The organism is Pseudomonas sp. 7SR1, from assembly GCF_900156465.1.
GTDB lineage: Bacteria > Pseudomonadota > Gammaproteobacteria > Pseudomonadales > Pseudomonadaceae > Aquipseudomonas.
In genome coordinates this window covers 343,369-367,024 of sequence record NZ_LT707064.1, presented here as the reverse complement: position 1 = coordinate 367,024, position 23,656 = coordinate 343,369, and the positions used below count along the sequence as shown (strand labels likewise).

The window sequence follows — 23,656 nt, the reverse complement described above, 5'->3', positions numbered from 1 at the left end:
TCGTGGTGGTTGGGCGATTTATTTACGCGCCACGATCACCGCCCGCATCGGTGCCGGTAGCCCTTCGATGGTCTTGCCATGGTCAGCAGGGTCAAGGAAGTCGCTCAGCGACTGATACTTCATCCACTCGGTGCTGCGCTGTTCTTCCACGGTCGTCAGGCTCACGTCCACACACCGCACATCGCTGAACCCGGCCCGGCGCAGCCAGCGCTCCAGGGCTGGAACCGACGGCAGGAACCAGACGTTGCGCATCTGCGCATAGCGGTCCTCGGGGACCAGCACCTGATGCTCGTTACCCTCGATCACCAGGGTTTCCAACACCAGTTCGCCGCCTTTCACCAGACAGTCCTTCAAGGCCAGCAGGTGTTCGATGGGGGAGCGGCGGTGGTAGAACACGCCCATGGAAAACACCGTGTCGAAGCCTTCGAGGTCCGGCGGCAGGTCTTCGAAGGGGAACGGCAGGTGCCAGGCGTTGGGCTGCGAAAGGTAGCGCTGCACCGCCTGGAACTGGCAGAAGAACAGCCAGTTGGGGTCGACGCCGATCACGGTGTCGGCCCCGGCCCCCAGCATTCGCCACATGTAGTAGCCGTTGCCGCAGCCCACATCGAGGATGCGCTTGCCCTTGAGGTCCAGGTGCGGTGCCACCCGTGACCACTTCCAGTCCGAACGCCATTCGGTGTCCACGTGCACGCCGAACAGATCGAACGGGCCTTTGCGCCATGGGGAAAGGCCCATCAGGGCGGTGCGCATCTGGGCGCGGGTTTCATCGCTGCACTCGGTGTCGAGCGTCAGACTGTTCAGCAGGTCTATCCGGGTCGGTTGCAGCGACGGCAGGGCATCCAGGGCGTTCTGCCAGCGTTCGAGATCGCCATGGCCTTTCTGCATCTTGATATCGAGCTGCGACTGCAGCGTCGCGGCCCAGTCGGCCAGGGGTGTACCGGCCAGACGGCGGGCGAGGGGAGACAGATCGATCATGGCAGGGCAATCAACGAGGCGAAGTTAAGACACTGGAACCACGGCACGACTTTCGAGAACCCGGCCGCCAGCAGGCGTTCGCGGTGTTCTTCGAGGCTGTCGGGCTTCATGACGTTTTCGATGGCGCTGCGTTTCTGGGCAATCTCCAGCTCGCTGTAGCCGTTGGCGCGCTTGAACGCCACGTGCAGGTCGGTGAGCAGGGCGTGTTCCTCGGGGTCGTTGAAACGCAGTTTTTCCGAGAGGATCAGGGCGCCACCGGGCAACAGGGATTGGCGGATTCGGCTCAGCAGCTCGGTGCGCTGCGGCCGCGCAATGAATTGCAGGGTGAAGTTCAGCGCGACCACCGAAGCCGGCTGGAAGTCCAGGGCCAGGATGTCGCCTTCGATCACTTCCACCGGCAGCAGCTCCTGGAACATCGAGTCCTGGCCGTTGAGGTATTCGCGGCAGCGCTCCACCATGGCCGCCGAGTTGTCCACCGCGATCACCCGGCAACCATCAGTGCGCACATGACGGCGCAGGGCCTGGGTCACCGCGCCCAAGGAAGAGCCGAGATCGTAGAGCACGCTGCCCGGCTGGGCGAATTGCGCGGCGAGCACGCCGAGGTTTTCGACGATGGTCGGGTAGCCTGGCACCGAACGCTTGATCATGTCCGGAAACACCCGCACTACGTCCTCGTTGAACGCGAAGTCAGGCACTTGGGCCAGGGGTTGGGCGAATAGGCGGTCGGACTCTTTGCTCACGGCGATTCCAGCGGCATGGGTGGTGAAAAGGCCGGCATTTTAACCAAAAATGCTGCGGGAGCGAGCTTGCTCGCGATGGCGATGGTTCAGCCGGCCATAATGTTGACTGACAGACCGCTATCACGAGCAAGTTCGCTCCCACCTTATCTGGCTCACTGTGGCTTTCGGGCGAACGCCGACGCTGTAATGCCCCATTGGCCCAGCCAATAACTGATGATGATCAGGTAAGGCGCGGCATGGAAGGGGTGCACGAACCGGTTGATGCCGATGAGGCTGTCGGAAAACACAAACGCCAGCGCCCCGGCGGCGGCCAGCCCTGCCGAACGCTTGGGCACGTTGGTGCCCAGGCGTGCCAACGCCCGCCAGAGCATGGCGCTGATGACCAGGCCGTAGATCACCACTGGCACCAGCAACGGCCCGAGACCGCTCGACACCAGGATTGCCAGGAGCACCGCACCGATGCCCAAGGCCAGGGCCAAGGGCAGCAGCGCCGGTCGGCGGCAATCGCTGAGGTAGGCTTTGAGGTAGGCCAGGTGCGCCAGGAGAAACGCGCCAAGGCCGAACACGAACAAGTCGCCCGGCCACGCCAGCAGTACGTCGCCCGCCAGCGAAAAAATCAGCCCGAGACTGATCCAGCGTCGATAGTCGCCGGGCGGCGCATCGTGCAGCCAACCCAGCAGCGCCAGCACCGGCATCGGCTTGACCAGCAGGCACAGCAGCGAGGCATGCACGCTCAGGCCATACAGGTAGGTGGCCGCTCCCATCAGAGCGAGGATCAGCCAGCCCATGCTCATTTCACCGCGATAGCGCAGTCGAAGGTCTCCACGGGCGGTACTTCAGGGGCCCAGGGCTGTTGATAAGTCAGGCGCAGCCGGCCGGTGCCCGGGTTGAATGCCTGGAAGCGCCAGGTCGAAACCCCGGCAGCTCCGACGATACCGGCGTCCTCCGGGTTGCGGTACACCTCGGGGCCCAGTGCTTTCAGCACACCGCCGGCCGAATCCTGAACCGCCCAGCGATAACCGGTGCTGGGATTGCTGGGCAGGCTCAGGATCAGGTTCTGTCCGTTGTTAAGCCTTACCGGGCACTGGCTCAGTTTTTCCACGGTCACGTTGTTGCTGGTTTGCGTGGCGCAGGCGCTCAGCAGGGCGAGGCTGAGAGGTACGAACAGGCGAGTGAGGGACATAGGGGCAAAGGCTCCGGCATTCACGACGAACGGCGAGCATAACCGAAGATGCTACCGGGTGTGTCAGGCGGGTATGTGGTGTTGCTGATGGCGCCATCGCGAGCAGGCTCGCGATGAGGCCGGTACAGCGTCTATAAAACCCTCAGAACAACACCTTCGCCACATCCGCGAACCGCTTGGCGAAGTGCACCGTGACGCCTTCCTTGAGGTAGTCCGGCAGTTCCTCGAAGTTGCCCCGGTTGGCTTCCGGCAGGATCAGTTCGAAGATTTTCTGCCGCCGTGCCGCGATGACTTTTTCCCGCACGCCGCCGATCGGCAGCACATGCCCGGTCAGGGTGAGTTCGCCGGTCATGGCGACGGCTTTCTTCGGTGGCTGGTTGCGCGCCAGGGACAGCAGGGCGCTGGCCATGGTCACCCCGGCGCTCGGGCCGTCCTTGGGGGTTGCGCCTTCGGGAACATGCAGGTGGACGAAGGCCTCGTCGAAGAATTTCGGATCGCCGCCGAACTGTTTCAGGTGTGAGCTGACGTAGCTGTGGGCGATTTCCGCCGACTCCTTCATGACTTCCCCCAACTGTCCGGTGAGCTTGAAACCGCGATTCAGGGTGTGGATGCGGGTCGCTTCGATCGGCAGGGTGGCGCCGCCCATGCTGGTCCAGGCCAGGCCGGTGATCACCCCGACGCCCGAGAGTACCTGCTCGTTGCGGAACACCGGTTTGCCCAGAGAGGCCTCGAGATCCTTCGGCCCGAGCTTGATCACGGCCTTCGGGTCCTCGATCAGCTTCATCACGGCCTTGCGTACCAGTTTGCCCAGCTGTTTCTCCAACTGTCGCACCCCGGCCTCTCGGGCATAACCATCGATCAGCGCCTTGAGGGCGCTGTCGCTGATGCTCAGGCTGCCCTTGGACACGCCGGCCTTGGCCAGCTGCTTGGGCCACAGGTGGCGTTTGGCGATGGCGATCTTCTCTTCGGTGATGTAGCCCGACAGGCGAATCACTTCCATCCGGTCCAGCAACGGGCCGGGGATCGAATCCAGGGTGTTGGCGGTGCAGACGAAGAGCACCTTCGACAGGTCCAGGCGCATGTCCAGGTAGTGGTCGAGGAATTCGACGTTCTGTTCCGGGTCGAGGGTTTCCAGCAAGGCCGAGGCCGGGTCGCCCTGGTAGCTCTGGCCCATCTTGTCGATCTCGTCGAGCATGATCACCGGGTTCATCACCTCGACGTCCTTGAGCGCCTGCACCAGCTTGCCCGGTTGGGCGCCGATGTAGGTGCGCCGGTGGCCCTTGATCTCGGCTTCGTCGCGCATGCCGCCGACGCTGAAGCGGTAGAACGGCCGGCCGAGGGATTCGGCGATGGACTTGCCCACGCTGGTCTTGCCCACTCCGGGCGGTCCCACCAGCAGTACGATGGAGCCGCTGATCTCGCCTTTGTAGGCGCCAACGGCGAGGAACTCCAGGATGCGGTCCTTGATGTCGTCCAGGCCGGCGTGGTGCTGGTCCAGCACCTTGCGGGCATGCTTGAGGTCGAGCTTGTCCTGGCCATACACGCCCCATGGCACCGAGGTCGCCCAGTCGAGGTAATTGCGGGTAACGGCGTATTCCGGCGAGCCGGTCTCCAGGATGGAGAGCTTGTTCATTTCCTCGTCGATGCGCTTGCGGGCCTGGGCCGGCAGTGTCTTGCCCTCCAGCCGCTGTTCGAACTGTTCGAGGTCGGCGCTGCGGTCGTCCTTGGTCAGCCCCAGTTCCTGCTGGATGACCTTGAGCTGTTCCTTGAGGAAGAACTGGCGCTGATGTTCGCCGATCTTGCTGTTGACCTCGGCGGAAATCTCCTTCTGCAGGCGCACCACTTCCACTTCCTTGCGCAGCATCGGCAGCACTTTTTCCATGCGCTTGAGCATCGGCACGCAGTCGAGTACTTCCTGCAGCTCATTGCCGGTGGCGGAGGTGAGCGCGGCGGCGAAGTCGGTCAGCGGCGATGGGTCGTTGGGGCTGAAGCGGTTGAGGTAGTTCTTCAGCTCTTCGCTGTACAGCGGATTGAGCGGCAGCAGTTCCTTGATCGCATTGATCAGCGCCATGCCATAGGCCTTGACCTCGTCGGTCGGCTCGCTCGGCTGGTGGGGGTATTCGACTTCCACCAGGTACGGCGGGCGGTGATGCTTGAGCCAGGTGCGAATGCGCACCCGGGTCAGGCCCTGGGCGACGAATTGCAGCTTGCCGGCTTCACGGCTGGCGTGATGGACCTTGACCAGCGTGCCGTACAGCGGCAGGGCCGAGGTGTCGAAATGGCGCGGGTCTTCCTGGGGCGTGTCCATGAAGAACAGGGCCAGGGAATGATGTTCGGACTTGGCTACCAGTTCCAGGGTTTCGGCCCAGGGTTCTTCATTGACGATGACCGGCAGCACCTGGGCCGGGAAGAACGGGCGATTGTGGATGGGAATGATGTAGACCTTGTCCGGCAGGCTTTGGCCGGGCAGGGCGAGGCCGGTTCCGGAAACGGTATGTTCGATGTGTTCGGAATCTGCGTAGTCGTTCGTGGCTTCAGTAGAGTGCTGGTCGCTCATTGGGGCACCTGCGCAATGGAGTATGGCTCTTAGATGGGGCAGGTGGGGGGCGGTTTCAATGGTGGGGGATTGTTAGCGGTTATTTCATTGGGAGGCGTTCAGCTTTGTGACAGGTTTGGCGATGGGCGGGTGGACGAGGGAGCGAACCCCCTCGCCACGATGAGGGTCAGGCAACCCGGTTCAGGTCGTTATGACGGGTTTCCTTCAGGCACAGCACGGCGATCACGCTCAGTACCGCAGCCGCGGATACGTAGCCACCGACATAGCCCAGGCCGCCCATTGCCACCAGCTTCTGGGCGAAGAACGGGGCAGCCGAGGCGCCGACGATGCCTCCCAGGTTATAAGCCGCCGAAGCGCCGGTATAACGCACATGCGTGGGGAACAGTTCCGGCAGCAAGGCGCCCATCGGCGCGAAGGTCACGCCCATCAGGAACAGCTCGACGCACAGGAACAGGGCCACGGCCCAGGTCGAGCCGTGGGTCAGCAGGGGTTCCATGAGAAAGCCCGAGGCAATCGCCAGCACGCCACCGACGATCAGCACCGGTTTGCGGCCGAAGCGATCGCTGGCCCAGGCCGACAAGGGCGTGGCGGCGGCCATGAACAGGACGGCGAAGCACAGCAGGGCCAGGAATGTCTCTCGGCTGTAGCCGAGGGTGGCGACCCCGTAGCTCAGGGAAAACACCGTGGAAATGTAGAACAGCGCGTAGCACACCACCATCGCCGCCGCGCCCAGCAACGTCGGTGCCCAATACTGGCTGAACAGCTCCACCAGCGGCACCTTCACCCGCTCCTGACGGGCCACGGCATTGGCGAAGACCGGCGTTTCATGGAGCTTGAGGCGCACATAGAGGCCGACGATCACCAGCACGGCGCTGAGCAGGAACGGGATCCGCCAGCCCCAGGAGCGAAACTGCTCGTCGTCCAGGCCCATGGCCAGGCTCAGGAACAGCCCGTTGGCCGCCAGGAAACCGATGGAGGGGCCCAGTTGGGGGAACATGCCGAACCAGGCGCGCTTGCCTTTGGGCGCATTCTCCGTGGCCAGCAGTGCGGCCCCGCCCCATTCGCCTCCCAGCCCCAGGCCTTGGCCGAAGCGCAGCAGGCAGAGCAGCAACGGTGCCCAGGCGCCAATGCTGGCGTAGCCGGGCAGCACGCCGATAAGCGTGGTGCAGATGCCCATGAGCAGCAGGGAGGCCACCAGGGTGGACTTGCGCCCGATCCGGTCGCCGAAGTGACCGAACAGCGCCGAACCCAACGGGCGGGCGAGGAAGGCGATACCGAATGTCAGGAAGGACGACAGCATCTGTGCCGTGCCGGATGTCTGCGGGAAGAATACCGGTCCGATCACCAGGGCGGCGGCCGTGGCATAGACGTAGAAGTCGTAGAATTCGATGGCGGTGCCGATGAAGCTCGCGGTCGCCACGCGGGTAGTGGAGTTTGTCGGTTGGGCGGGCACAGCGTCGTTGCAGGTGGTGGTCGTCGTCATGCGGTTATCCCTGACAGTCATGTGCTCCGTTGGAGCGATTTATTATTATGGGTCGAACACCGGTGAGCGTTTGTTTCTACAGCCAGGCCAGTACCTGGCTGACGCGGTTGTCCACGGTTTCGATGATCTCCAGCCGGTAGCGGCCGATCTTCAGGCACACCGGGCTTTCGGGAATGGTCTCCAGCGCTTCGGTGACCAGCCCGTTGAGGGTCTTGGGACCGTCGCAGGGCAAGTGCCAGCCCAGGGTCCTGTTCAATTCGCGGATCGACGCCGCACCATCGATCATCAGGCGTCCGTCGGGCTGGGGATGAACGTGCGGGTTGTCGAGGCTGTGCTCGCTTTCGAACTCGCCGACGATCTCCTCGAGGATGTCTTCCAGGGTGACGATGCCCAGTACTTCGCCGTATTCGTCCACCACCATGCCCAGGCGGCGCTGTTGCTTGTGGAAATTCAGCAATTGCAGTTGCAGCGGTGTGCTTTCGGGAACGAAGTAAGGGTCGTGGCAGGCGGCCAGTAGTGCTTCCTTGGTCAGGCTGGCGTCCGCCAGCAGGTGGCGGACCTGGCGGGTGTTGAGCACCGCCTCGACCTGGTTGATATCGCTGTGGAAAACCGGCAACCGGGTACGACGGTTCAGGCGCAACTGCTCGATGATGTCGCCGATGGGGTCGTCGAGATTGATTCCATCGACTTCGCTGCGGGGGACCAGGATGTCGTTGACGGTGATGTTGTCCAGGGCGTGGATGCCGGAAACCGGATGGGGACGCCCGGTGCTGTGTTCAGGGTCATGTTCGGCGCGGGGCAGGAGCATGTCGTCATCGCTCTGCTGCACGGCGCTGGCCTTGCGGGCGAAGGGGCGCAGCAATAGCTCGCTGAGCCCGTTCAGCAGCCAGGCCAGTGGATAAACCAGCTTCAAGGGGACGGCAAGCAGGGCGTTGCCCAGCGCCAGCACCGCATCGGGATAGCGCTGGGCCAGGGTGCGAGGCAGGTAATCGGCCAGGACCAGCAACGCCGCGCCAGTGGCGAGCCAGGCGATCCACGGGCCGTTGTCCAGCCAGGTGAAGAGGCTCAGCAGCGTGGCGATCACCACCGCCAGGGTGCGGCACAGGGTGTTGCCCAGGATCAGGCTGGTCAGGGGAAAATGCAGCTTCGCCAGGGGTTTGTCGCCGCTCCGGGAGGCCTGGCGCAGCGTCAACAGGTGCGAGCGAGCGGCTTCTATGGCTGTGAACAGCCCCGCCCAGAGGATCAGCACCACCAGTACAGCGAGCAGCGGCCCCGCGGGCAACCTATCCATCAGTGCCGTCCGTCAGATATGCAGGATGTATTCGCGGACCAGTTTGCTGCCGAAATAAGCCAGCATCAGCAGGCAGAAGCCGGCCAGGGTCCAGCGAATGGCTTTATGGCCGCGCCAGCCGAGACGGTTGCGGCCCCAGAGCAGCACGCTGAACACCACCCATGCCAGGCAGGCCAGCAGAGTCTTGTGCACCAGGTGCTGGGCGAACAGGTTCTCGACGAACAGCCAGCCGGAGATCAGCGACAGCGACAGCAGGGTCCAGCCGGCCCAGAGGAAACCGAACAGCAGGCTCTCCATGGTCTGCAGCGGCGGGAAGTTGCGGATCAGCCCGGAAGGGTGCTTGTGCTTGAGCTGGTGGTCCTGCACCAGCAGCAGCAGGGCCTGGAACACGGCGATGGTGAATAGCCCGTAGGCCAGGATCGATAGCAGGATGTGGGCCAGGATCCCCGGTTCCTCATCGATGATCTGGACCGTACCCGATGGTGCGAACTGCGCCAGCAGCACCGTGGCCAATCCCAGTGGGAACAGCAGCACGAGGAGGTTTTCCACCGGGATGCGCGAGCAGGCCAGCAGCGTCAGGCCGATCACGGCCACGGCGATCAGGCTGGCGGCATTGAAGAAGTCCAGGCCCAGGCCGATCGGCGTCATCAGGTGGGTATAAAGGCTGGCCGCGTGGCCGAGCACCGCCAGCACGCCGAGCGTGACCAGCAGGCGCTTGTTCGCCCTGGCACCGGAGGCCAGGCGGGTGCCTTGATAGAGGGTCGCAGCGGCATAAAGGCAGGCGGCGGCGAGGGAGGCAAGCAAACTGGGTGACAAGGGGAGCATAAATCCTGTTAGGCAGGCCCGAAAGGCGCTGAGTTTGGCATAGAACCCATACCGTACGAAAGACCACCGGAGTCACCAGGTGTACGCCGCACGCTTCTTCGCTATAATCCGCGACCTGCCCACGCCGCAGGCTCGCCGAGCACATTTCTTCACGGTCTGGGCCGCCATTATCCCGGCCCCATCCGGGCCCGAAAGGATCGCGCATGTTTGAAAACCTAACCGACCGTCTCTCGCAGACGCTGCGCCATGTCACCGGCAAGGCGAAACTGACCGAGGACAACATCAAAGACACCCTGCGCGAAGTGCGCATGGCGTTGCTTGAGGCCGACGTTGCCCTGCCAGTGGTCAAGGACTTCGTCAATTCGGTCAAGGAACGCGCCGTCGGCACCGAGGTGTCGCGCAGCCTGACGCCGGGCCAGGCGTTCGTGAAGATCGTCCAGGCCGAACTCGAAAGCCTGATGGGCGCTGCCAACGAGGACCTGAACCTGAGCGCCGTGCCGCCAGCGGTGGTGTTGATGGCCGGCCTGCAGGGCGCGGGCAAGACCACCACTGCCGGCAAGCTGGCGCGCCTGCTCAAGGAGCGCAAGAAGAAGTCGGTGATGGTGGTGTCCGCGGACGTCTACCGCCCTGCAGCGATCAAGCAGCTGGAAACCCTGGCCAACGACATCGGCGTGACGTTCTTCCCCTCCGACCTGAGCCAGAAGCCGGTGGATATCGCCCAGGCGGCCATCCGGGAAGCGAAGCTCAAGTTCATCGACGTGGTCATTGTCGACACCGCCGGTCGCCTGCACATCGACGAAGAGATGATGGGCGAGATCAAGGCGTTGCACGCCGCGGTCAACCCGGTGGAAACCCTCTTCGTGGTCGACGCCATGACCGGCCAGGATGCGGCCAACACCGCCAAGGCGTTCGGTGACGCGCTGCCGCTCACCGGTGTGATCCTGACCAAGGTCGACGGTGACGCCCGTGGCGGTGCCGCGCTGTCGGTGCGCGCCATCACCGGCAAACCGATCAAGTTCATTGGTATGGGCGAGAAGAGCGAAGCGCTCGAACCGTTCCACCCCGAGCGTATCGCGTCGCGCATCCTGGGCATGGGCGACGTGCTCAGCCTGATCGAGCAGGCCGAACAGAACCTCGACAAGGAAAAGGCCGACAAACTGGCCAAGAAGCTGAAGAAGGGCAAGGGCTTCGACCTGGAGGATTTCCGCGACCAGCTGCAACAGATGAAGAACATGGGCGGCCTCGGCGGCCTCATGGACAAGCTGCCGAGCATCGGTGGCGTGAACCTGGCGCAGATGGGCAATGCCCAGAGCGCGGCTGAAAAACAGTTCAAGCAGATGGAAGCCATCATCAACTCCATGACCCCGGCCGAGCGCCGCGACCCTGACCTGATCAGCGGTTCGCGCAAGCGTCGGATCGCCATGGGTTCCGGCACCCAGGTGCAGGACATCGGGCGCTTGATCAAGCAGCACAAGCAGATGCAGAAGATGATGAAGAAATTCTCCGCCAAGGGCGGGATGGCCAAGATGATGCGCGGCATGGGCGGTATGTTGCCCGGCGGCGGCATGCCCAAGCTGTAAAGAATCCAGCCGCCGGCTTCATGCCGGCGTTACCCGCGGGGACGCGGGATCTCCAGCCAACCCGTCTCCGGCGGGCGCTGAACGTCGCAGATCTGAATGGCAGGCCGGCACTCGCCGGAAAAAGTCATTTGCAAAAGTCTGGATATTCCTTAGAATATGCGGCCTTTCGGGCACCCATGCCCGCTGTGCATTTAGATTTGCAGCACCGACTACAGGAACGATGTTCACATGCTAACAATCCGTCTTGCCCTTGGCGGCTCCAAAAAGCGCCCGTTTTACCACCTGACCGTAACCGACAGCCGCAACCCGCGTGACGGTTCCCACAAAGAGCAGGTTGGTTTCTTCAACCCTATCGCCCGTGGTCAGGAAGTTCGTCTGTCCGTGAACCAAGAGCGCGTTGCCTACTGGCTGAGCGTTGGTGCACAACCTTCTGAGCGTGTTGCTCAGTTGTTGAAGGAATCGGCTAAGGCTGCGGCCTGAGCAATATGAACGCGACGCCAAAAGATGCTGATGATCTGATCGTTGTCGGCAAAATCTATTCTGTACATGGCGTTCGCGGCGAAGTGAAGGTTTATTCCTTTACTGATCCGATCAAGAACCTGTTGAACTACAAGGCCTGGACGCTAAAGCGCGAAGGCAGCGTGAAGCAGGTTGAGCTGGTCAGCGGACGCGGGAACGACAAGTTCCTGGTCGCGAAGCTCAAGGGTCTCGACGATCGTGAAGAAGCACGTCTTCTGGCCGGTTATGAGATCTGCGTGCCGCGCAACCTGTTCCCTGAACTGACCGACGGCGAGTACTACTGGTACCAGCTGGTTGGTCTGAAGGTCATCGACCAACTCGGGCAACTGCTCGGGAAAATCGATCACCTGCTCGAGACCGGTTCGAACGATGTCATGGTGGTAAAGCCTTGCGTCGGCAGCCTGGATGATCGCGAGCGCCTGTTGCCCTATACCGGGCAGTGCGTGTTGGCCGTCGACCTGGAGGCAGGCGAGATGAAGGTGGAATGGGATGCGGATTTCTGAACGTGGCCAATTTGCGCGTTGAAGTCATCACGCTGTTTCCCGAGATGTTTTCCGCCATCAGCGAGTACGGCATAACCAGCCGCGCGGTGAAACAGGAGCTCTTGCAGCTGACCTGTTGGAATCCGCGGGACTACACCACGGATCGGCATCACACTGTGGACGATCGCCCGTTTGGCGGTGGTCCGGGCATGGTGATGAAGATCAAGCCCCTGGAAGATGCACTGGTTCAGGCCAGGGCGGCAGCCGGGGAGGGTGCGAAGGTGATCTACCTGTCGCCCCAAGGCCGTCAGCTGACTCAGTCGGCGGTACGCGAGCTGGCGAATTCGGATGCATTGATCCTGATTGCCGGCCGTTATGAAGGCATTGACGAGCGTTTCATTGAAGCTCATGTCGATGAAGAGTGGTCGATTGGCGACTATGTACTGTCTGGCGGCGAGCTGCCGGCGATGGTCCTGATCGATGCGGTTACACGACTGCTGCCTGGAGCTTTAGGGCATGCAGATTCCGCTGAGGAAGATTCCTTTACGGATGGTCTGCTGGATTGCCCGCACTACACCCGACCGGAGGTGTATGCGGATCAGCGTGTTCCCGACGTGTTGCTGAGTGGCAACCACGCGCACATCCGGCGTTGGCGTTTACAGCAGTCCCTTGGTCGGACCTGGGAACGACGCGCCGATCTTCTGGAAAGCCGCTCGCTTTCTGGAGAAGAGAAGAAGCTGCTCGAGGAATATATCCACGAGCGGGACGATAGTTCACAACGTATCGATGGTAAGTCCAAAGACTTGCCTTAGGAGCACAGCATGACCAACAAAATCATTCTTGCACTCGAAGCAGAGCAGATGACCAAAGAAATCCCTACCTTTGCCCCAGGCGACACCATCGTCGTCCAGGTGAAAGTGAAGGAAGGTGACCGTTCCCGTCTGCAGGCATTCGAAGGCGTCGTTATCGCCAAGCGCAACCGTGGCGTGAACAGTGCTTTCACCGTTCGTAAAATCTCCAACGGTGTTGGCGTAGAGCGTACTTTCCAGACCTACAGCCCGCAAATCGACAGCATGGCTGTCAAGCGTCGCGGTGACGTGCGTAAAGCCAAGCTGTACTACCTGCGCGACCTGTCTGGTAAAGCAGCACGCATCAAGGAAAAACTGGCTTAAGTCCAGCTTCCGATGCAAAAAAAGCAGCCTGCGGGCTGCTTTTTTGTTGCCTGGAATTTGGTCTTTGCGCACCCTGCCTACTTTCGTTTCCCATTTCGATGTCGTGCCCCCGGCACCCTTGATGAGTCTTTATGCCTGCCATCGATCATCCCCTGATAGACCAGTTTCTCGATGCCCTGTGGCTGGAGAAGGGCCTCTCGGATAACACTCGAGACGCCTATCGCAGCGACCTGGCGCTGTTCAATGGCTGGTTGCAGGAAAGAAACCTGGAGCTGGCCCATGCCGGGCGGGAGCTGATCCTCGATCATTTGTCGTGGCGCCTGGAGCAAAACTACAAACCCCGCTCGACCGCACGGTTTCTCTCCGGGCTGCGTGGGTTCTATCGCTACCTGCTGCGGGAAAAGCTCATCGCGGTGGACCCGACCCTGCGGGTGGAAATGCCGCAACTGGGCCGTCCGTTGCCTAAATCCTTGTCCGAAGCCGACGTGGAGGCCCTGCTGGCAGCGCCGGACCTCAGTGAAGCCATCGGCCAGCGCGACCGTGCCATGCTGGAGGTGTTGTATGCCTGCGGCCTGCGGGTCACCGAGCTGGTCAGCCTCACCCTGGAACAGGTCAACCTGCGCCAGGGGGTACTGCGGGTAATGGGCAAGGGCAGCAAGGAGCGCCTGGTGCCGATGGGTGAAGAGGCGATTGTATGGGTGGAGCGTTACCTGCGCGATGGCCGCAACGAGCTGCTGGCCGGGCGCCCCAGCGATGTCCTGTTCCCCAGCCGCAACGGCGAGCAGATGACCCGCCAGACCTTCTGGCACCGTATCAAGCATCAGGCCAAGGTGGCCGGGATCGGCAAGTCCCTTTCGCCCCACACCCTGCGCCATGCTTTCGCCACGCATCTGCTCAACCACGGTGCCGACCTGCGGGTGGTGCAGATGCTGTTGGGTCATAGCGACCTGTCCACCACCCAGATCTATACCCATGTGGCCCGGGCACGGCTGCAGGACCTGCATGCGAAGCATCATCCACGCGGATAAGCGCCCCTCGCCACAAGTCTTGTCCTCATGCATTGCGTGTTGTCGTGCGTCAGCGGCATTCGGTCACGCCAGCCTTATGTGGTAGGCTTGGGCGGTTTGCACAGTGGGCGGTTGGAACCCGAATTCGTGTCGGCGTTTCCCGTCCCATTTGTTCGCCTCAGGAGTCCCCATGCGCTTGACCCAGTTGTTCACCGCCGCCGCCCTTGCGCTGGCCAGCACCTTTGCCATCGCCGACGACGCGGCCGACAAGGCTATTCGCAAGAGCCTGGAAAACCTCCAGATCGAAGTGCCGATCGAAGCCATCTCCGCCAGCCCCATGTCCGGCCTGTATGAAGTCAAGCTCAAGGGCAGTCGTGTGCTCTACGCCAGCGCCGATGGCCAGTACATCGTCCAGGGCAACCTGTTCGAGCTCAAGGACGGCAAGCCGGTCAACCTGACCGAGCTCACCGAGCGCCAGGGCATTTCCAAGCTGATCAACGGTATCCCGGTGGCCGAAACCGTGGTGTATCCGGCGGTGGGCGAGACCAAGTCCCACATCACCGTGTTCACCGACACCACCTGCCCGTATTGCCACAAGCTGCACGCCGAAGTGCCGGAGCTGAACAAGCGCGGCATCGAAGTGCGCTATGTGGCGTTCCCGCGCCAGGGCCTGGGATCGCCGGGCGATGAGCAGTTGCAGGCGGTATGGTGTTCCAAGGACAAGAAAGCGGCCATGGACAAGATGGTCGATGGCAAGGAAATCAAGTCCGCCAAATGCGAGAACCCGGTCTCCAAGCAGTTTGCCCTCGGTCAGTCAATAGGTGTGAACGGTACACCGGCAATTGTTTTGGCCGATGGTCAGGTAATTCCGGGCTACCAGCCGGCGCCAAAAGTCGCCAAACTGGCCCTTGGCGCGAAATGAGCATGAATGATCCGCTGTTGAAGATCACGGCTCGGCGAAAACCTTCGTCGGGCCGTTAAACACAAAGTCGCGTAGCTGCGCGGCTGTATTTCACGGCCGACCTTGTGTCGGCCGTTTCATGGGGAGTCAAGAGTGAATCCGGTCAAAGTAGGCATCTGTGGGTTAGGTACCGTCGGTGGCGGCACCTTCAACGTACTTCAGCGCAACGCCGAGGAAATTGCTCGTCGTGCCGGGCGTGGGATCCAGGTGGCACAGATTGCCACGCGCACGCCAAAGCCTCAGTTCCAGACGACCGGTATTGCGATTACCAACGATGTCTTCGAAGTGGCCACGAACCCTGAGATCGATATCGTCATAGAGCTGGTGGGCGGCTATACCGTTGCCCGCGAGCTGGTACTCAAGGCCATCGACAATGGCAAGCATGTGGTCACCGCGAACAAGGCGCTCATCGCTGTTCACGGTAATGAAATTTTCGCCAAGGCCCGGGAGAAGGGCGTGATCGTGGCTTTCGAAGCCGCCGTGGCCGGTGGCATCCCGGTGATCAAGGCGATTCGCGAAGGCCTCTCGGCCAACCGTATCAACTGGGTCGCCGGCATCATCAACGGTACCGGTAACTTCATCCTCACCGAAATGCGCGAGAAGGGTCGTACCTTCGAGGACGTACTCGCCGAAGCCCAGGCCCTGGGCTACGCAGAGGCCGACCCGACATTCGATGTGGAAGGCATCGACGCGGCCCACAAGCTGACGATCCTGGCTTCCATCGCGTTCGGCATTCCGTTGCAGTTCGACAAGGCCTACACCGAGGGCATCACCCAACTGACCACCGCCGATGTGAACTATGCCGAAGCCCTGGGCTATCGCATCAAGCACCTGGGCGTGGCACGCAGCACCGTCAGTGGCATCGAACTGCGCGTGCACCCGACGCTGATTCCGGCCGACCGCCTGATCGCCAACGTCAACGGGGTGATGAACGCGGTGATGGTCAACGGCGATGCCTCCGGTTCTACGCTGTTCTACGGCGCTGGCGCTGGCATGGAGCCGACGGCCTCTTCGGTGGTGGCCGACCTGGTGGACGTGGTTCGCGCCATGACTTCAGACCCGGAAAACCGTGTGCCTCACCTGGCCTTCCAGCCAGACTCGTTGTCGGCTCACCCGATTCTTCCGATCGAAGCGTGCGAAAGCTCCTACTACTTGCGTATCCAGGCCAAGGATCACCCGGGCGTGTTGGCCCAAGTGGCGAGTATCCTTTCGGAGCGTGGCATCAACATCGAGTCGATCATGCAGAAGGAAGTCGAAGAGCACGATGGCCTGGTGCCGATGATCCTGCTGACCCACCGTGTGGTCGAGCAGCGCATCAACGACGCGATCACCGCGCTGGAAGCGCTCCAGGGCGTGGTGGGCCCCGTGGTCCGTATCCGCGTCGAGCATTTGAATTAATCAAGGCTGCAAGCAGCACGCTGCAAGCTCCAGGTAAAAGCAGATCTGCTCTCACTTGAGGCTTGCCGCTTGAAGCTTGAGGCTCAAACCAAAGGTTTGCCCCTATGCGCTATATCAGCACCCGCGGCCAGGCACCGGCCCTGAATTTCGAAGATGTCCTGCTGGCCGGCCTGGCCACGGACGGCGGCCTCTACGTGCCGGAAAACCTGCCGCGTTTCACCCAGGAGCAAATCGCTTCCTGGGCCGGCCTGCCGTATCACGAGCTGGCGTTCCGGGTCATGCGCCCGTTCGTCACCGGCAGCATCCCGGATGCCGATTTCAAGAAGATCCTGGAAGAAACCTACGGCGTCTTTTCCCACAATGCCATCGCACCGCTGCGTCAGCTCAACGGTAACGAGTGGGTGATGGAGCTGTTCCACGGCCCGACCCTGGCGTTCAAGGATTTCGCCCTGCAGCTGCTGGGTCGCCTGCTGGACTACGTGCTGCAAAAGCGTGGCGAGCGTGTGGTGATCATCGGCGCGACCTCCGGCGATACCGGTTCGGCCGCCATCGAAGGCTGCAAGCACTGCGAGAACGTCGATATCTTCATCCTGCACCCGCACAACCGTGTTTCGGAAGTGCAGCGCCGGCAGATGACGACGATTTTCGGCGAAAACATCCACAACATCGCCATCGAAGGCAACTTCGACGATTGCCAGGAAATGGTCAAGGCCAGCTTCGCCGACCAGGGCTTCCTCAAGGGCACACGCCTGGTGGCGGTGAACTCGATCAACTGGGCGCGGATCATGGCCCAGATCGTCTATTACTTCCACGCGGCCCTGCAGTTGGGCGGCCCGGCCCGCTCGGTAGCGTTCTCGGTGCCCACTGGCAACTTCGGTGATATCTTCGCTGGCTACCTGGCGCGCAACATGGGCCTGCCGATCAATCAGCTGATCGTCGCCACCAACCGCAACGACATCCTGCACCGCTTCATGAGCGGCAACCAGTACGTCAAGGAAACCCTGCACGCCACGCTGTCGCCATCCATGGACATCATGGTGTCGTCGAACTTCGAACGCCTGCTGTTCGACCTGCATGGGCGCAACGGTGCGGCGATTGCCGGCCTCATGGACAGCTTCAGGCAGGGCGGCGGCTTCAGCGTCGAGCCCGAGCGCTGGACCGAGGCCCGCAAGCTGTTCGACTCCCTGGCCGTGGATGATGCGCAGACCTGCGAAACCATCGCCGAGGTATTCGAGCAATCCGGCGAACTGCTCGATCCGCACACGGCCATCGGCGTGAAGGCTGCCCGCGAGTGCCGTCGCAGCCTGGACATTCCGATGGTGGTGCTGGGCACCGCTCACCCGGTCAAGTTCCCGGACGCGGTGGAGAAAGCAGGCGTAGGAAAAGCGCTTGAACTACCTGCACACCTTTCTGATTTGTTTGAGCGAGAAGAGCGCTGCACCGTGCTGCCTAATGACTTGAAAGCCGTACAGGCCTTTGTCAGCCAGCATGGCAACCGCGGCAAGCCGCTCTGACCGCTGAAACCTGTCACATTTTGAAGCCCGTCTCCTGACGGGCTTTCTTGTTTCTGCATGCCAAACTGGTCGGGTTTTCGCCCCTTGGAGGGACGGGGCGAGCCATCTCGAAGGAAATGCAGATGTTGTTTTTTATCAAATGCAAACCAGCGCTGAGCTGGGCGACAGGTCTGGCCCTGATGTGCTGGATGCAGTGGGCGAGCACGGCGCAACTGGCGGCCCTGGAATCACGACCGTTCAAGGCGGGCCAAGGGCTGGCGCTGGACACGCAGGAACTCAAGTGGATCGAGGAGCACCCCAGGGTCGTCGTGGCGTCGATGCAGTTTCCCCTGTACCTGTTCAAGAATGAGCTGGGGCAGTGGAATGGGTTGAACCACGATATTCTCCAGCGCATCGCACAAATGACCGGTCTGGAATTCGTGTACCGGGAGTCATTCTCTCCGGACCAGTTGCTGGCGATGCTGGAGGGCCGCCAAGCCGACATGACCACCACCCTGGCGATGAATGACGAGCGCCGGGACTTCCTTGCCTTCAGCCATGCATTCGGCGGTTCGGGCTGGGTCTTCGTCGGGCGTGACGGGGACTCGGCGCTCCATTCGCTGGAGCAGCTCAAGGGCAAGATCCTGGCGCTGCCGGCCCGGCACGCCCTGGAGGCGGAGATCAGGCGCGACTACCCCAGTATCGAACTGCGCACGGTCAAGACCTACGGCGAGGCGAGGGCGCTGGTGGAGAGCCGTGAGGCTCACGCCACCATTGAGAATGAAACCGGGGTCCACCTGTATCCGGCCGGGCAGTTGAAGGTAGGAAACAGCCTTGAGGGCAAGTGGGAACCGGATTATCTGGCTGTCCGCCAGGACCTGCTGCCACTGTTGAGTATTCTGAACAAGGCTCTGGAAGCGTTTCCGGCCGAAGAGATGCGTGCCCTGCGCAGCAAATGGATGGCGGGTGTGGTGCCCAGCCAGGCGCCATCGCTCTGGCTGCGTGTGTCCCGATGGGGCTATTGGTGCGTGGTGGCGATTGGCGTGTTCGGCCTGCTGTCGCTGCTGTGGAACCGTCGCCTGCAGGCGCAGATCGACCAGCGGCTGAAGGCAGAGGCCATTCTCAACGACCAGTTGCTGCTCCAGCGGGCGTTGATGGATGCCATCCCCGATCCGATCTTCATCCGTGACCTGGAAGGGCGCCTGCTCATGTGCAACAGGAGCTATGAGGAGCACTTCGCGATCCGCTTCGAAAAGCTGCGTGGGACGCGCCTGACCGACTCCACGGCGTTTCCCCCGGCCACTGCCGAGCTGCTGCATGGGGAAATGATGCAGCAGCTGCGAACGGGGCAGTCTCGGTTCATCGATCGCCAACTGATGTTCAACGGCGGCCTGAGGGATATCTACCATTGGTCGGTGCCGTTCTACGGCGCCGATGGGCAGTTGCGCGGCCTCCTGGGTGGCTGGAGCGATGCGGGGCGGCGCTGGCGTCGTGCTGAGTGAAGGCGTCGCGACACGAAGCGGTCGTGTCCCGGCAGGACTGTTGTTTGCCTGTCATATTGGGCGCGCATGCTCGGTCGAACAGGTTGGAAGCAAGCCGTTTCGGTGCGCTGAAGAACTTTCTGCTGCGGCTCACGGTCACTTACTGTGCACATGCAGTTGTTTTCGGACTATTGAAGGGTGATCGAATGGAAAGTATCAGCCTATTGCTGGGTGAGGCCTTGAGCCCCTATCAGGTCACACTGACGCCTTCCGGCGCCAAGGGTGAATGCCTGGTGACGCTCAGGAATGCCTCCGGGGCCATCATGGTTGAGCGGATGTTCAACCAGGCGCAATTGACCGACAAACGTCAACTGACCGACGTGGTCGATGGCCTGCATCGCGATGTGATGATTGCCGAGGGGCGCCTGGAGCCCTGTGTGATTGCGGCACTGCGTAATCTGGCGCGTGACAAGGTGATCCCCGTAACGAATTGAATGATAGGTCGTGGGAACCTTCCTACGTCCTTACGAGTCAGACCCTTTACCAACAAGAGCGAGCATTGTGCTCCGGTGCTTGTCGCTTGTTGTACGGACCTTGAATGGTCACGTTTAACCTCGAGTTGTCTCCCCACTTCTCGGGGTTTCTTTTTGCCTGCTGAAAAGGGGGGCACCCGTTTCGGGTGCCGAGTGCCTTCAGATGGCCCCCTCCGACCGCAGGCGAGCGATCTGCTGCGCATCGAAGCCCAGTTCGCCGAGGACCTGGGCATTGTGTTCGCCGAGGGCCGGGCCGACCCACTCGCTGCTGCCCGGTGTGTCGGAGAGTTTCGGTACGATACCCGGCATCTTGAACGGCTTGCCATCCGGCAGCCGGGCCTGCAGGAACATCTCCCGGGCCAGGAATTGTGGGTCGCTGAACATGTCTTCGGCGCTGAAGATCCGACTGGCCGGCACGTCGGCGTTGTTCAGTCGCTCCATGACGACGTCCAGGGGCAGGGAATTGACCCAGCGGTCGATGACCCCATACAACTCGTCGCGGCGGCTGTCCCGGCCGTCATTGCTGGCCAGTTGCGGGTCGTTGGCCAGGTCGTCACGCCCGATGACCTGCATGAAGCGCCTGAAGATCGCATCGCCGTTGGCGCCGATCTGCACATGCTTGCCGTCGGCGCTGGTGTGGATGGATGACGGGGTGATACCCGGCATGATGTTGCCGGTGCGTTCGCGAATGAAACCGAACACGTCGAATTCCGGGACCATGCTCTCCATCATGGCGAAGATCGCTTCGTACAAAGCCACGTCCACCACTTGCCCGGTGCCACCGTTGACTTCGCGGTGACGCAGGGCCATCAGCGCACCGATCACGCCCCAGAGGGCCGCGATGGAGTCGCCGATGGAGATCCCGGTGCGCACCGGCGGGCGATCCTCGAACCCGGTGATGTAGCGCAGGCCGCCCATGGATTCTCCCACCGCGCCAAACCCCGGTTGATCCTTCATCGGGCCGGTCTGGCCGAAGCCTGACAGGCGCACCATGACCAGTTTCGGGTTCAGCGCGTGCAACACGTCCCAGCCCAGGCCAAGTTTTTCCAGCACGCCGGGGCGAAAATTCTCGATCAGGATGTCGGCGTCGCCGATCAGCTTCTTGAGGATGTCCAGGCCTTCGGGGTGCTTGAGGTTCAGGGTGAGGGACTTCTTGTTGCGGGCCTGGACGAACCACCACAGGGACGTGCCTTCATACAATTTGCGCCACTTGCGCAGCGGATCGCCGCCGTCCGGCGATTCGATCTTGATCACCTCTGCGCCGAATTCGGCGCAGATCCGCGAAGCGAAAGGGCCGGCGATCAGGGTGCCGAGTTCGATGACTTTGACGCCGGCGAGGGGTTTGGCAGTGAGCGACATGAGCGATCCTGTAGGACAAAGGCAGAACGGATAGAGGTTTTATCATAGGCCAGCCGCCTATATGGCATGTTCTGTCAGGCTCATTGGCATGTCTCGCGTCCAATCCATGGCGGTTACTCGCCCTGGGCCTTTCGCGCGCACCGGGTCAAGCAGGCCACTCGCTGGCGCAAGTCGATGGTCGGCAATTCTCGGAATGCCCGCGTCATCGGTTAGACTTGCCGACTTTCCCCGTCTCAAGAAGCCCGTTCATGGCCCAGCCGTCCACGACCTACAAGTTTGAACTGAACCTCACCGACCTCGATCGCGGTATCTACGAGAACGTGAAGCAGACCATCGCCCGCCATCCTTCGGAAACCGAAGAGCGCATGACCGTGCGCCTGTTGGCCTACGCCTTCTGGTACAACGAGCAGCTGTCATTTGGCCGGGGTCTGTCAGATGTCGACGAACCCGCACTGTGGGAAAAAAGCCTGGATGATCGGGTGCTGCACTGGATCGAAGTCGGCCAGCCCGATGCCGAGCGCCTGACCTGGTGCTCGCGTCGTACCGAACGCACCAGCCTGCTGGCGTATGGCAGCCTGCGGGTGTGGGAAGGCAAGGTTGTGCCGGCCGTCAAGGGCCTGAAGAACGTCAATATCGCCGCCGTTCCGCAAGAGGTACTGGAAACCCTGGCCCAGGACATGCCCCGCGTGATCAAGTGGGATGTGATGATCAGCGAAGGGACGATTTTCGTCACCGACGACCGTGGGCAGCATGAAGTGCAGTTGCAATGGTTGCTGGGCGAGCGCGGTTGAGCGAATGACACCGTGTAGGGGGCGCGCTTGCTCCCGCACCGCTCCCTCTGCGACACAATTGACCCCATGATCTACAGAAGAATGTCTGCTACCCCATGCGCATAGAACCCCGCCCGCTGCCCGACACCCTGCCGTTCCTTGGTGACCTGCCACCCTTGCTGACCCGCCTGTACGCGGCGCGTGGCGTACAGTCCGAGGCTGAACTGGACAAGAGCCTGGCGCGCCTGATCCCTTTCCAGCAGCTCAAGGGCATCGATGCCGCGGTGGACCTGCTGGTGGCGGCCCTGGAGCAGCGCCAACGGATCCTGATCGTCGGCGACTTCGATGCCGACGGCGCGACGGCCAGCACGGTGGGCATGCTGGGGCTGCGCCTGCTGGGGGCGGCTCATGTCGATTACCTGGTTCCCAACCGCTTCGAATACGGCTACGGGCTGACCCCGGAAATCGTCCAGGTCGCCCTGGCCCGCGAGCCGCAATTGCTGATCACCGTGGATAACGGCATTTCCAGCGTGGAAGGCGTGGCGGCGGCGAAAGCGGCGGGGCTCAAGGTGCTGGTCACCGATCACCACTTGCCCGGGCCCGAACTGCCGGCGGCCGACGCCATCGTCAACCCGAACCAGCCGGGCTGCCAATTCCCGAGCAAGGCGCTGGCTGGCGTGGGCGTCATTTTCTATGTGCTGATGGCCCTGCGAGCGCGCCTGCGCAGCCTCGGCCGATACGCCGACACACCGCAGCCGAACATCGGCGAGCTGCTGGACCTGGTGGCCCTGGGCAGCGTCGCCGACGTGGTGCCCCTGGACGCCAATAACCGGATCCTGGTGCACCAGGGCCTGGAACGCATCCGCGCCGGGCGCGCCCGTCCCGGCATCAAGGCCATCCTGGAAGTCGCCCGGCGCGATCACTCGCGCATCACCTCGACTGACCTGGGGTTCATCCTCGGACCACGACTGAATGCGGCCGGGCGCCTGGATGACATGAGCCTGGGTATCGAATGCCTGCTCACCGACGACCCGAACCTGGCCTGGGACATGGCCGCGCAACTGGATGGCATGAACCAGGACCGTAAATCCATCGAGCAGGGGATGCAGCGCGAGGCGCTGGCCCAGCTCAAGGAGCTGCCGGTGGACTCGATGCCGTTCGGCTTGTGCCTGTTCGATCCCCAGTGGCACCAAGGGGTCATCGGCATTCTCGCCTCGCGGATGAAGGAGCGCTATTTCCGTCCGACCATTGCCTTCGCCGATGCCGGGGACGGCTTGCTCAAGGGTTCGGGGCGCTCGGTGCCGGGCTTTCACATTCGTGATGCGCTGAGCGTGGTGGCGGCGCAGCATCCCACCCTGATCAGCAAGTACGGCGGTCACGCCATGGCGGCCGGGCTGACCTTGCCCGAGGCGAACTTCCCGCTGTTCGCCGAGGCGTTCGATGCGGAAGTGCGCCGGCAGCTGCGCGAAGAAGACCTGACCGGCCGGCTGTTGTCGGACGGCACCCTGGCGGTGGAGGAATTTCACCTCGAACTGGCCCGGGCGCTGCGCCATGCCGGTCCCTGGGGCCAGCATTTCCCGGAGCCGATGTTCCATGGCGTGTTCCAGTTGGTCGAACAACGCGTGGTGGGCGAACGGCACCTTAAGGTCGTCCTCAAGAGCGAGTGCGGGTCGGTGAAGCTCGATGGCATCGCCTTCGGCATCGACCGCGAGGTGTGGCCGAACCCCACTGTGCGCTGGGTCGAACTGGCCTACAAACTCGACCTCAACGAGTTCCGTGGTCAGGAAACGGTGCAGTTGATGATTGCCCATATCGAACCGCGCTAGCCGATGGGCCTTTGTGGCGAG

The 23,656-nt window shown here is 62.2% G+C and carries 22 protein-coding genes; 13 read left to right on the top strand and 9 right to left on the bottom strand.

Annotation, left to right across the window (positions count from 1 at the left end):
• Window positions 1–18: 18 nt before the first annotated feature.
• The 8 genes from cmoB to BW992_RS01720 form a co-directional block, all read right to left on the bottom strand.
• Window positions 19–975 (bottom strand): tRNA 5-methoxyuridine(34)/uridine 5-oxyacetic acid(34) synthase CmoB, encoded by a 957-nt coding sequence (gene cmoB / locus BW992_RS01755; RefSeq protein ID WP_072388108.1) that lies wholly within the window; start codon window positions 973–975, stop codon window positions 19–21.
• Entirely contained in the window at window positions 972–1,715 is a 744-nt protein-coding gene (gene cmoA, locus BW992_RS01750) for a carboxy-S-adenosyl-L-methionine synthase CmoA (protein ID WP_072388106.1), read from the bottom strand. The genes cmoB and cmoA overlap by 4 nt, the downstream gene beginning before the upstream one ends.
• Before the next feature lie 152 nt (window positions 1,716–1,867).
• Window positions 1,868–2,503 carry a lysoplasmalogenase gene (locus BW992_RS01745; protein WP_072388104.1) on the bottom strand — a complete coding sequence of 212 codons (636 nt, stop codon included), beginning with the start codon at window positions 2,501–2,503 and terminating at the stop codon, window positions 1,868–1,870.
• Window positions 2,504–2,505: 2 nt separating this feature from the next.
• Window positions 2,506–2,898: a protease inhibitor I42 family protein gene (locus BW992_RS01740; protein ID WP_072388102.1), complete on the bottom strand. Its 393-nt coding sequence runs from the start codon at window positions 2,896–2,898 to the stop codon at window positions 2,506–2,508.
• A 142-nt stretch (window positions 2,899–3,040) separates the two neighbouring features.
• On the bottom strand, window positions 3,041–5,455 hold the full coding sequence (lon, locus tag BW992_RS01735) for an endopeptidase La (RefSeq protein WP_072388100.1): 2,415 nt from the start codon (window positions 5,453–5,455) through the stop codon (window positions 3,041–3,043).
• Between the two features lie 166 nt (window positions 5,456–5,621).
• The gene (locus BW992_RS01730; RefSeq protein ID WP_072388098.1) at window positions 5,622–6,938 is read right to left on the bottom strand and encodes an MFS transporter; all 1,317 of its coding nucleotides are present in this window, start codon (window positions 6,936–6,938) and stop codon (window positions 5,622–5,624) included.
• A 76-nt stretch (window positions 6,939–7,014) separates the two neighbouring features.
• On the bottom strand, window positions 7,015–8,229 hold the full coding sequence (locus BW992_RS01725; protein ID WP_072388096.1) for a CNNM domain-containing protein: 1,215 nt from the start codon (window positions 8,227–8,229) through the stop codon (window positions 7,015–7,017).
• 12 nt (window positions 8,230–8,241) lie between these two features.
• The gene (locus tag BW992_RS01720) at window positions 8,242–9,054 is read right to left on the bottom strand and encodes a cytochrome C assembly family protein (protein WP_072388094.1); all 813 of its coding nucleotides are present in this window, start codon (window positions 9,052–9,054) and stop codon (window positions 8,242–8,244) included.
• Between the two features lie 203 nt (window positions 9,055–9,257).
• Between BW992_RS01720 and ffh the strand changes: the two genes are divergently transcribed.
• The 11 genes from ffh (at window position 9,258) to BW992_RS01665 (ending at window position 19,641) form a co-directional block, all read left to right on the top strand.
• A complete protein-coding gene (gene ffh / locus BW992_RS01715) occupies window positions 9,258–10,634 on the top strand; it encodes a signal recognition particle protein (protein ID WP_076405389.1) in 1,377 nt (458 codons plus the stop codon).
• Between the two features lie 228 nt (window positions 10,635–10,862).
• The gene (gene rpsP, locus BW992_RS01710; RefSeq protein WP_007927680.1) at window positions 10,863–11,114 is read left to right on the top strand and encodes a 30S ribosomal protein S16; all 252 of its coding nucleotides are present in this window, start codon (window positions 10,863–10,865) and stop codon (window positions 11,112–11,114) included.
• Between the two features lie 5 nt (window positions 11,115–11,119).
• Window positions 11,120–11,656, top strand: coding sequence for a ribosome maturation factor RimM (gene rimM, locus BW992_RS01705; protein WP_053152601.1), 537 nt, complete (start codon window positions 11,120–11,122; stop codon window positions 11,654–11,656).
• Window positions 11,638–12,447 carry a tRNA (guanosine(37)-N1)-methyltransferase TrmD gene (gene trmD / locus BW992_RS01700; protein WP_172834632.1) on the top strand — a complete coding sequence of 270 codons (810 nt, stop codon included), beginning with the start codon at window positions 11,638–11,640 and terminating at the stop codon, window positions 12,445–12,447. The genes rimM and trmD overlap by 19 nt, the downstream gene beginning before the upstream one ends.
• Before the next feature lie 9 nt (window positions 12,448–12,456).
• On the top strand, window positions 12,457–12,807 hold the full coding sequence (gene rplS / locus BW992_RS01695) for a 50S ribosomal protein L19 (protein ID WP_003175895.1): 351 nt from the start codon (window positions 12,457–12,459) through the stop codon (window positions 12,805–12,807).
• Between the two features lie 131 nt (window positions 12,808–12,938).
• Window positions 12,939–13,835, top strand: coding sequence for a site-specific tyrosine recombinase XerD (gene xerD, locus BW992_RS01690; protein ID WP_072430825.1), 897 nt, complete (start codon window positions 12,939–12,941; stop codon window positions 13,833–13,835).
• 169 nt (window positions 13,836–14,004) lie between these two features.
• Window positions 14,005–14,736, top strand: coding sequence for a DsbC family protein (locus BW992_RS01685; protein ID WP_076405387.1), 732 nt, complete (start codon window positions 14,005–14,007; stop codon window positions 14,734–14,736).
• A gap of 132 nt (window positions 14,737–14,868) precedes the next feature.
• Complete coding sequence (locus BW992_RS01680; RefSeq protein ID WP_072388086.1) at window positions 14,869–16,173, top strand: homoserine dehydrogenase; 1,305 nt, start codon at window positions 14,869–14,871, stop codon at window positions 16,171–16,173.
• A gap of 104 nt (window positions 16,174–16,277) precedes the next feature.
• Window positions 16,278–17,687: a threonine synthase gene (thrC, locus tag BW992_RS01675; protein ID WP_072388084.1), complete on the top strand. Its 1,410-nt coding sequence runs from the start codon at window positions 16,278–16,280 to the stop codon at window positions 17,685–17,687.
• 122 nt (window positions 17,688–17,809) lie between these two features.
• Complete coding sequence (locus BW992_RS01670) at window positions 17,810–19,168, top strand: transporter substrate-binding domain-containing protein (RefSeq protein ID WP_072388082.1); 1,359 nt, start codon at window positions 17,810–17,812, stop codon at window positions 19,166–19,168.
• A gap of 185 nt (window positions 19,169–19,353) precedes the next feature.
• On the top strand, window positions 19,354–19,641 hold the full coding sequence (locus BW992_RS01665; RefSeq protein ID WP_072388080.1) for a DUF3509 domain-containing protein: 288 nt from the start codon (window positions 19,354–19,356) through the stop codon (window positions 19,639–19,641).
• A 198-nt stretch (window positions 19,642–19,839) separates the two neighbouring features.
• Here the strand turns inward: BW992_RS01665 and BW992_RS01660 are convergent, their stop codons facing one another.
• On the bottom strand, window positions 19,840–21,039 hold the full coding sequence (locus BW992_RS01660) for a CaiB/BaiF CoA transferase family protein (RefSeq protein ID WP_072459260.1): 1,200 nt from the start codon (window positions 21,037–21,039) through the stop codon (window positions 19,840–19,842).
• Between the two features lie 248 nt (window positions 21,040–21,287).
• On the opposite strand from BW992_RS01660, the gene BW992_RS01655 reads away from it, so the two are divergent.
• Window positions 21,288–21,830 carry a YaeQ family protein gene (locus tag BW992_RS01655; protein ID WP_072388076.1) on the top strand — a complete coding sequence of 181 codons (543 nt, stop codon included), beginning with the start codon at window positions 21,288–21,290 and terminating at the stop codon, window positions 21,828–21,830.
• Window positions 21,831–21,925: 95 nt separating this feature from the next.
• Window positions 21,926–23,635 carry a single-stranded-DNA-specific exonuclease RecJ gene (gene recJ, locus BW992_RS01650; RefSeq protein WP_076405385.1) on the top strand — a complete coding sequence of 570 codons (1,710 nt, stop codon included), beginning with the start codon at window positions 21,926–21,928 and terminating at the stop codon, window positions 23,633–23,635.
• The last annotated feature ends 21 nt before the right edge of the window (window positions 23,636–23,656 follow it).

Coding starts and splice junctions, on each gene's coding strand:
- cmoB (WP_072388108.1), bottom strand. CDS start 975: ATGATCGATCTGTCTCCCCTCGCCCGCCGTCTGGCCGGTACACCCCTG.
- BW992_RS01745 (WP_072388104.1), bottom strand. CDS start 2,503: ATGGGCTGGCTGATCCTCGCTCTGATGGGAGCGGCCACCTACCTGTAT.
- BW992_RS01740 (WP_072388102.1), bottom strand. CDS start 2,898: ATGTCCCTCACTCGCCTGTTCGTACCTCTCAGCCTCGCCCTGCTGAGC.
- lon (WP_072388100.1), bottom strand. CDS start 5,455: ATGAGCGACCAGCACTCTACTGAAGCCACGAACGACTACGCAGATTCC.
- BW992_RS01730 (WP_072388098.1), bottom strand. CDS start 6,938: ATGACGACGACCACCACCTGCAACGACGCTGTGCCCGCCCAACCGACA.
- BW992_RS01725 (WP_072388096.1), bottom strand. CDS start 8,229: ATGGATAGGTTGCCCGCGGGGCCGCTGCTCGCTGTACTGGTGGTGCTG.
- BW992_RS01720 (WP_072388094.1), bottom strand. CDS start 9,054: ATGCTCCCCTTGTCACCCAGTTTGCTTGCCTCCCTCGCCGCCGCCTGC.
- ffh (WP_076405389.1), top strand. CDS start 9,258: ATGTTTGAAAACCTAACCGACCGTCTCTCGCAGACGCTGCGCCATGTC.
- rpsP (WP_007927680.1), top strand. CDS start 10,863: ATGCTAACAATCCGTCTTGCCCTTGGCGGCTCCAAAAAGCGCCCGTTT.
- rimM (WP_053152601.1), top strand. CDS start 11,120: ATGAACGCGACGCCAAAAGATGCTGATGATCTGATCGTTGTCGGCAAA.
- trmD (WP_172834632.1), top strand. CDS start 11,638: ATGGGATGCGGATTTCTGAACGTGGCCAATTTGCGCGTTGAAGTCATC.
- rplS (WP_003175895.1), top strand. CDS start 12,457: ATGACCAACAAAATCATTCTTGCACTCGAAGCAGAGCAGATGACCAAA.
- xerD (WP_072430825.1), top strand. CDS start 12,939: ATGCCTGCCATCGATCATCCCCTGATAGACCAGTTTCTCGATGCCCTG.
- BW992_RS01685 (WP_076405387.1), top strand. CDS start 14,005: ATGCGCTTGACCCAGTTGTTCACCGCCGCCGCCCTTGCGCTGGCCAGC.
- thrC (WP_072388084.1), top strand. CDS start 16,278: ATGCGCTATATCAGCACCCGCGGCCAGGCACCGGCCCTGAATTTCGAA.
- BW992_RS01670 (WP_072388082.1), top strand. CDS start 17,810: ATGTTGTTTTTTATCAAATGCAAACCAGCGCTGAGCTGGGCGACAGGT.
- BW992_RS01665 (WP_072388080.1), top strand. CDS start 19,354: ATGGAAAGTATCAGCCTATTGCTGGGTGAGGCCTTGAGCCCCTATCAG.
- BW992_RS01660 (WP_072459260.1), bottom strand. CDS start 21,039: ATGTCGCTCACTGCCAAACCCCTCGCCGGCGTCAAAGTCATCGAACTC.
- BW992_RS01655 (WP_072388076.1), top strand. CDS start 21,288: ATGGCCCAGCCGTCCACGACCTACAAGTTTGAACTGAACCTCACCGAC.
- recJ (WP_076405385.1), top strand. CDS start 21,926: ATGCGCATAGAACCCCGCCCGCTGCCCGACACCCTGCCGTTCCTTGGT.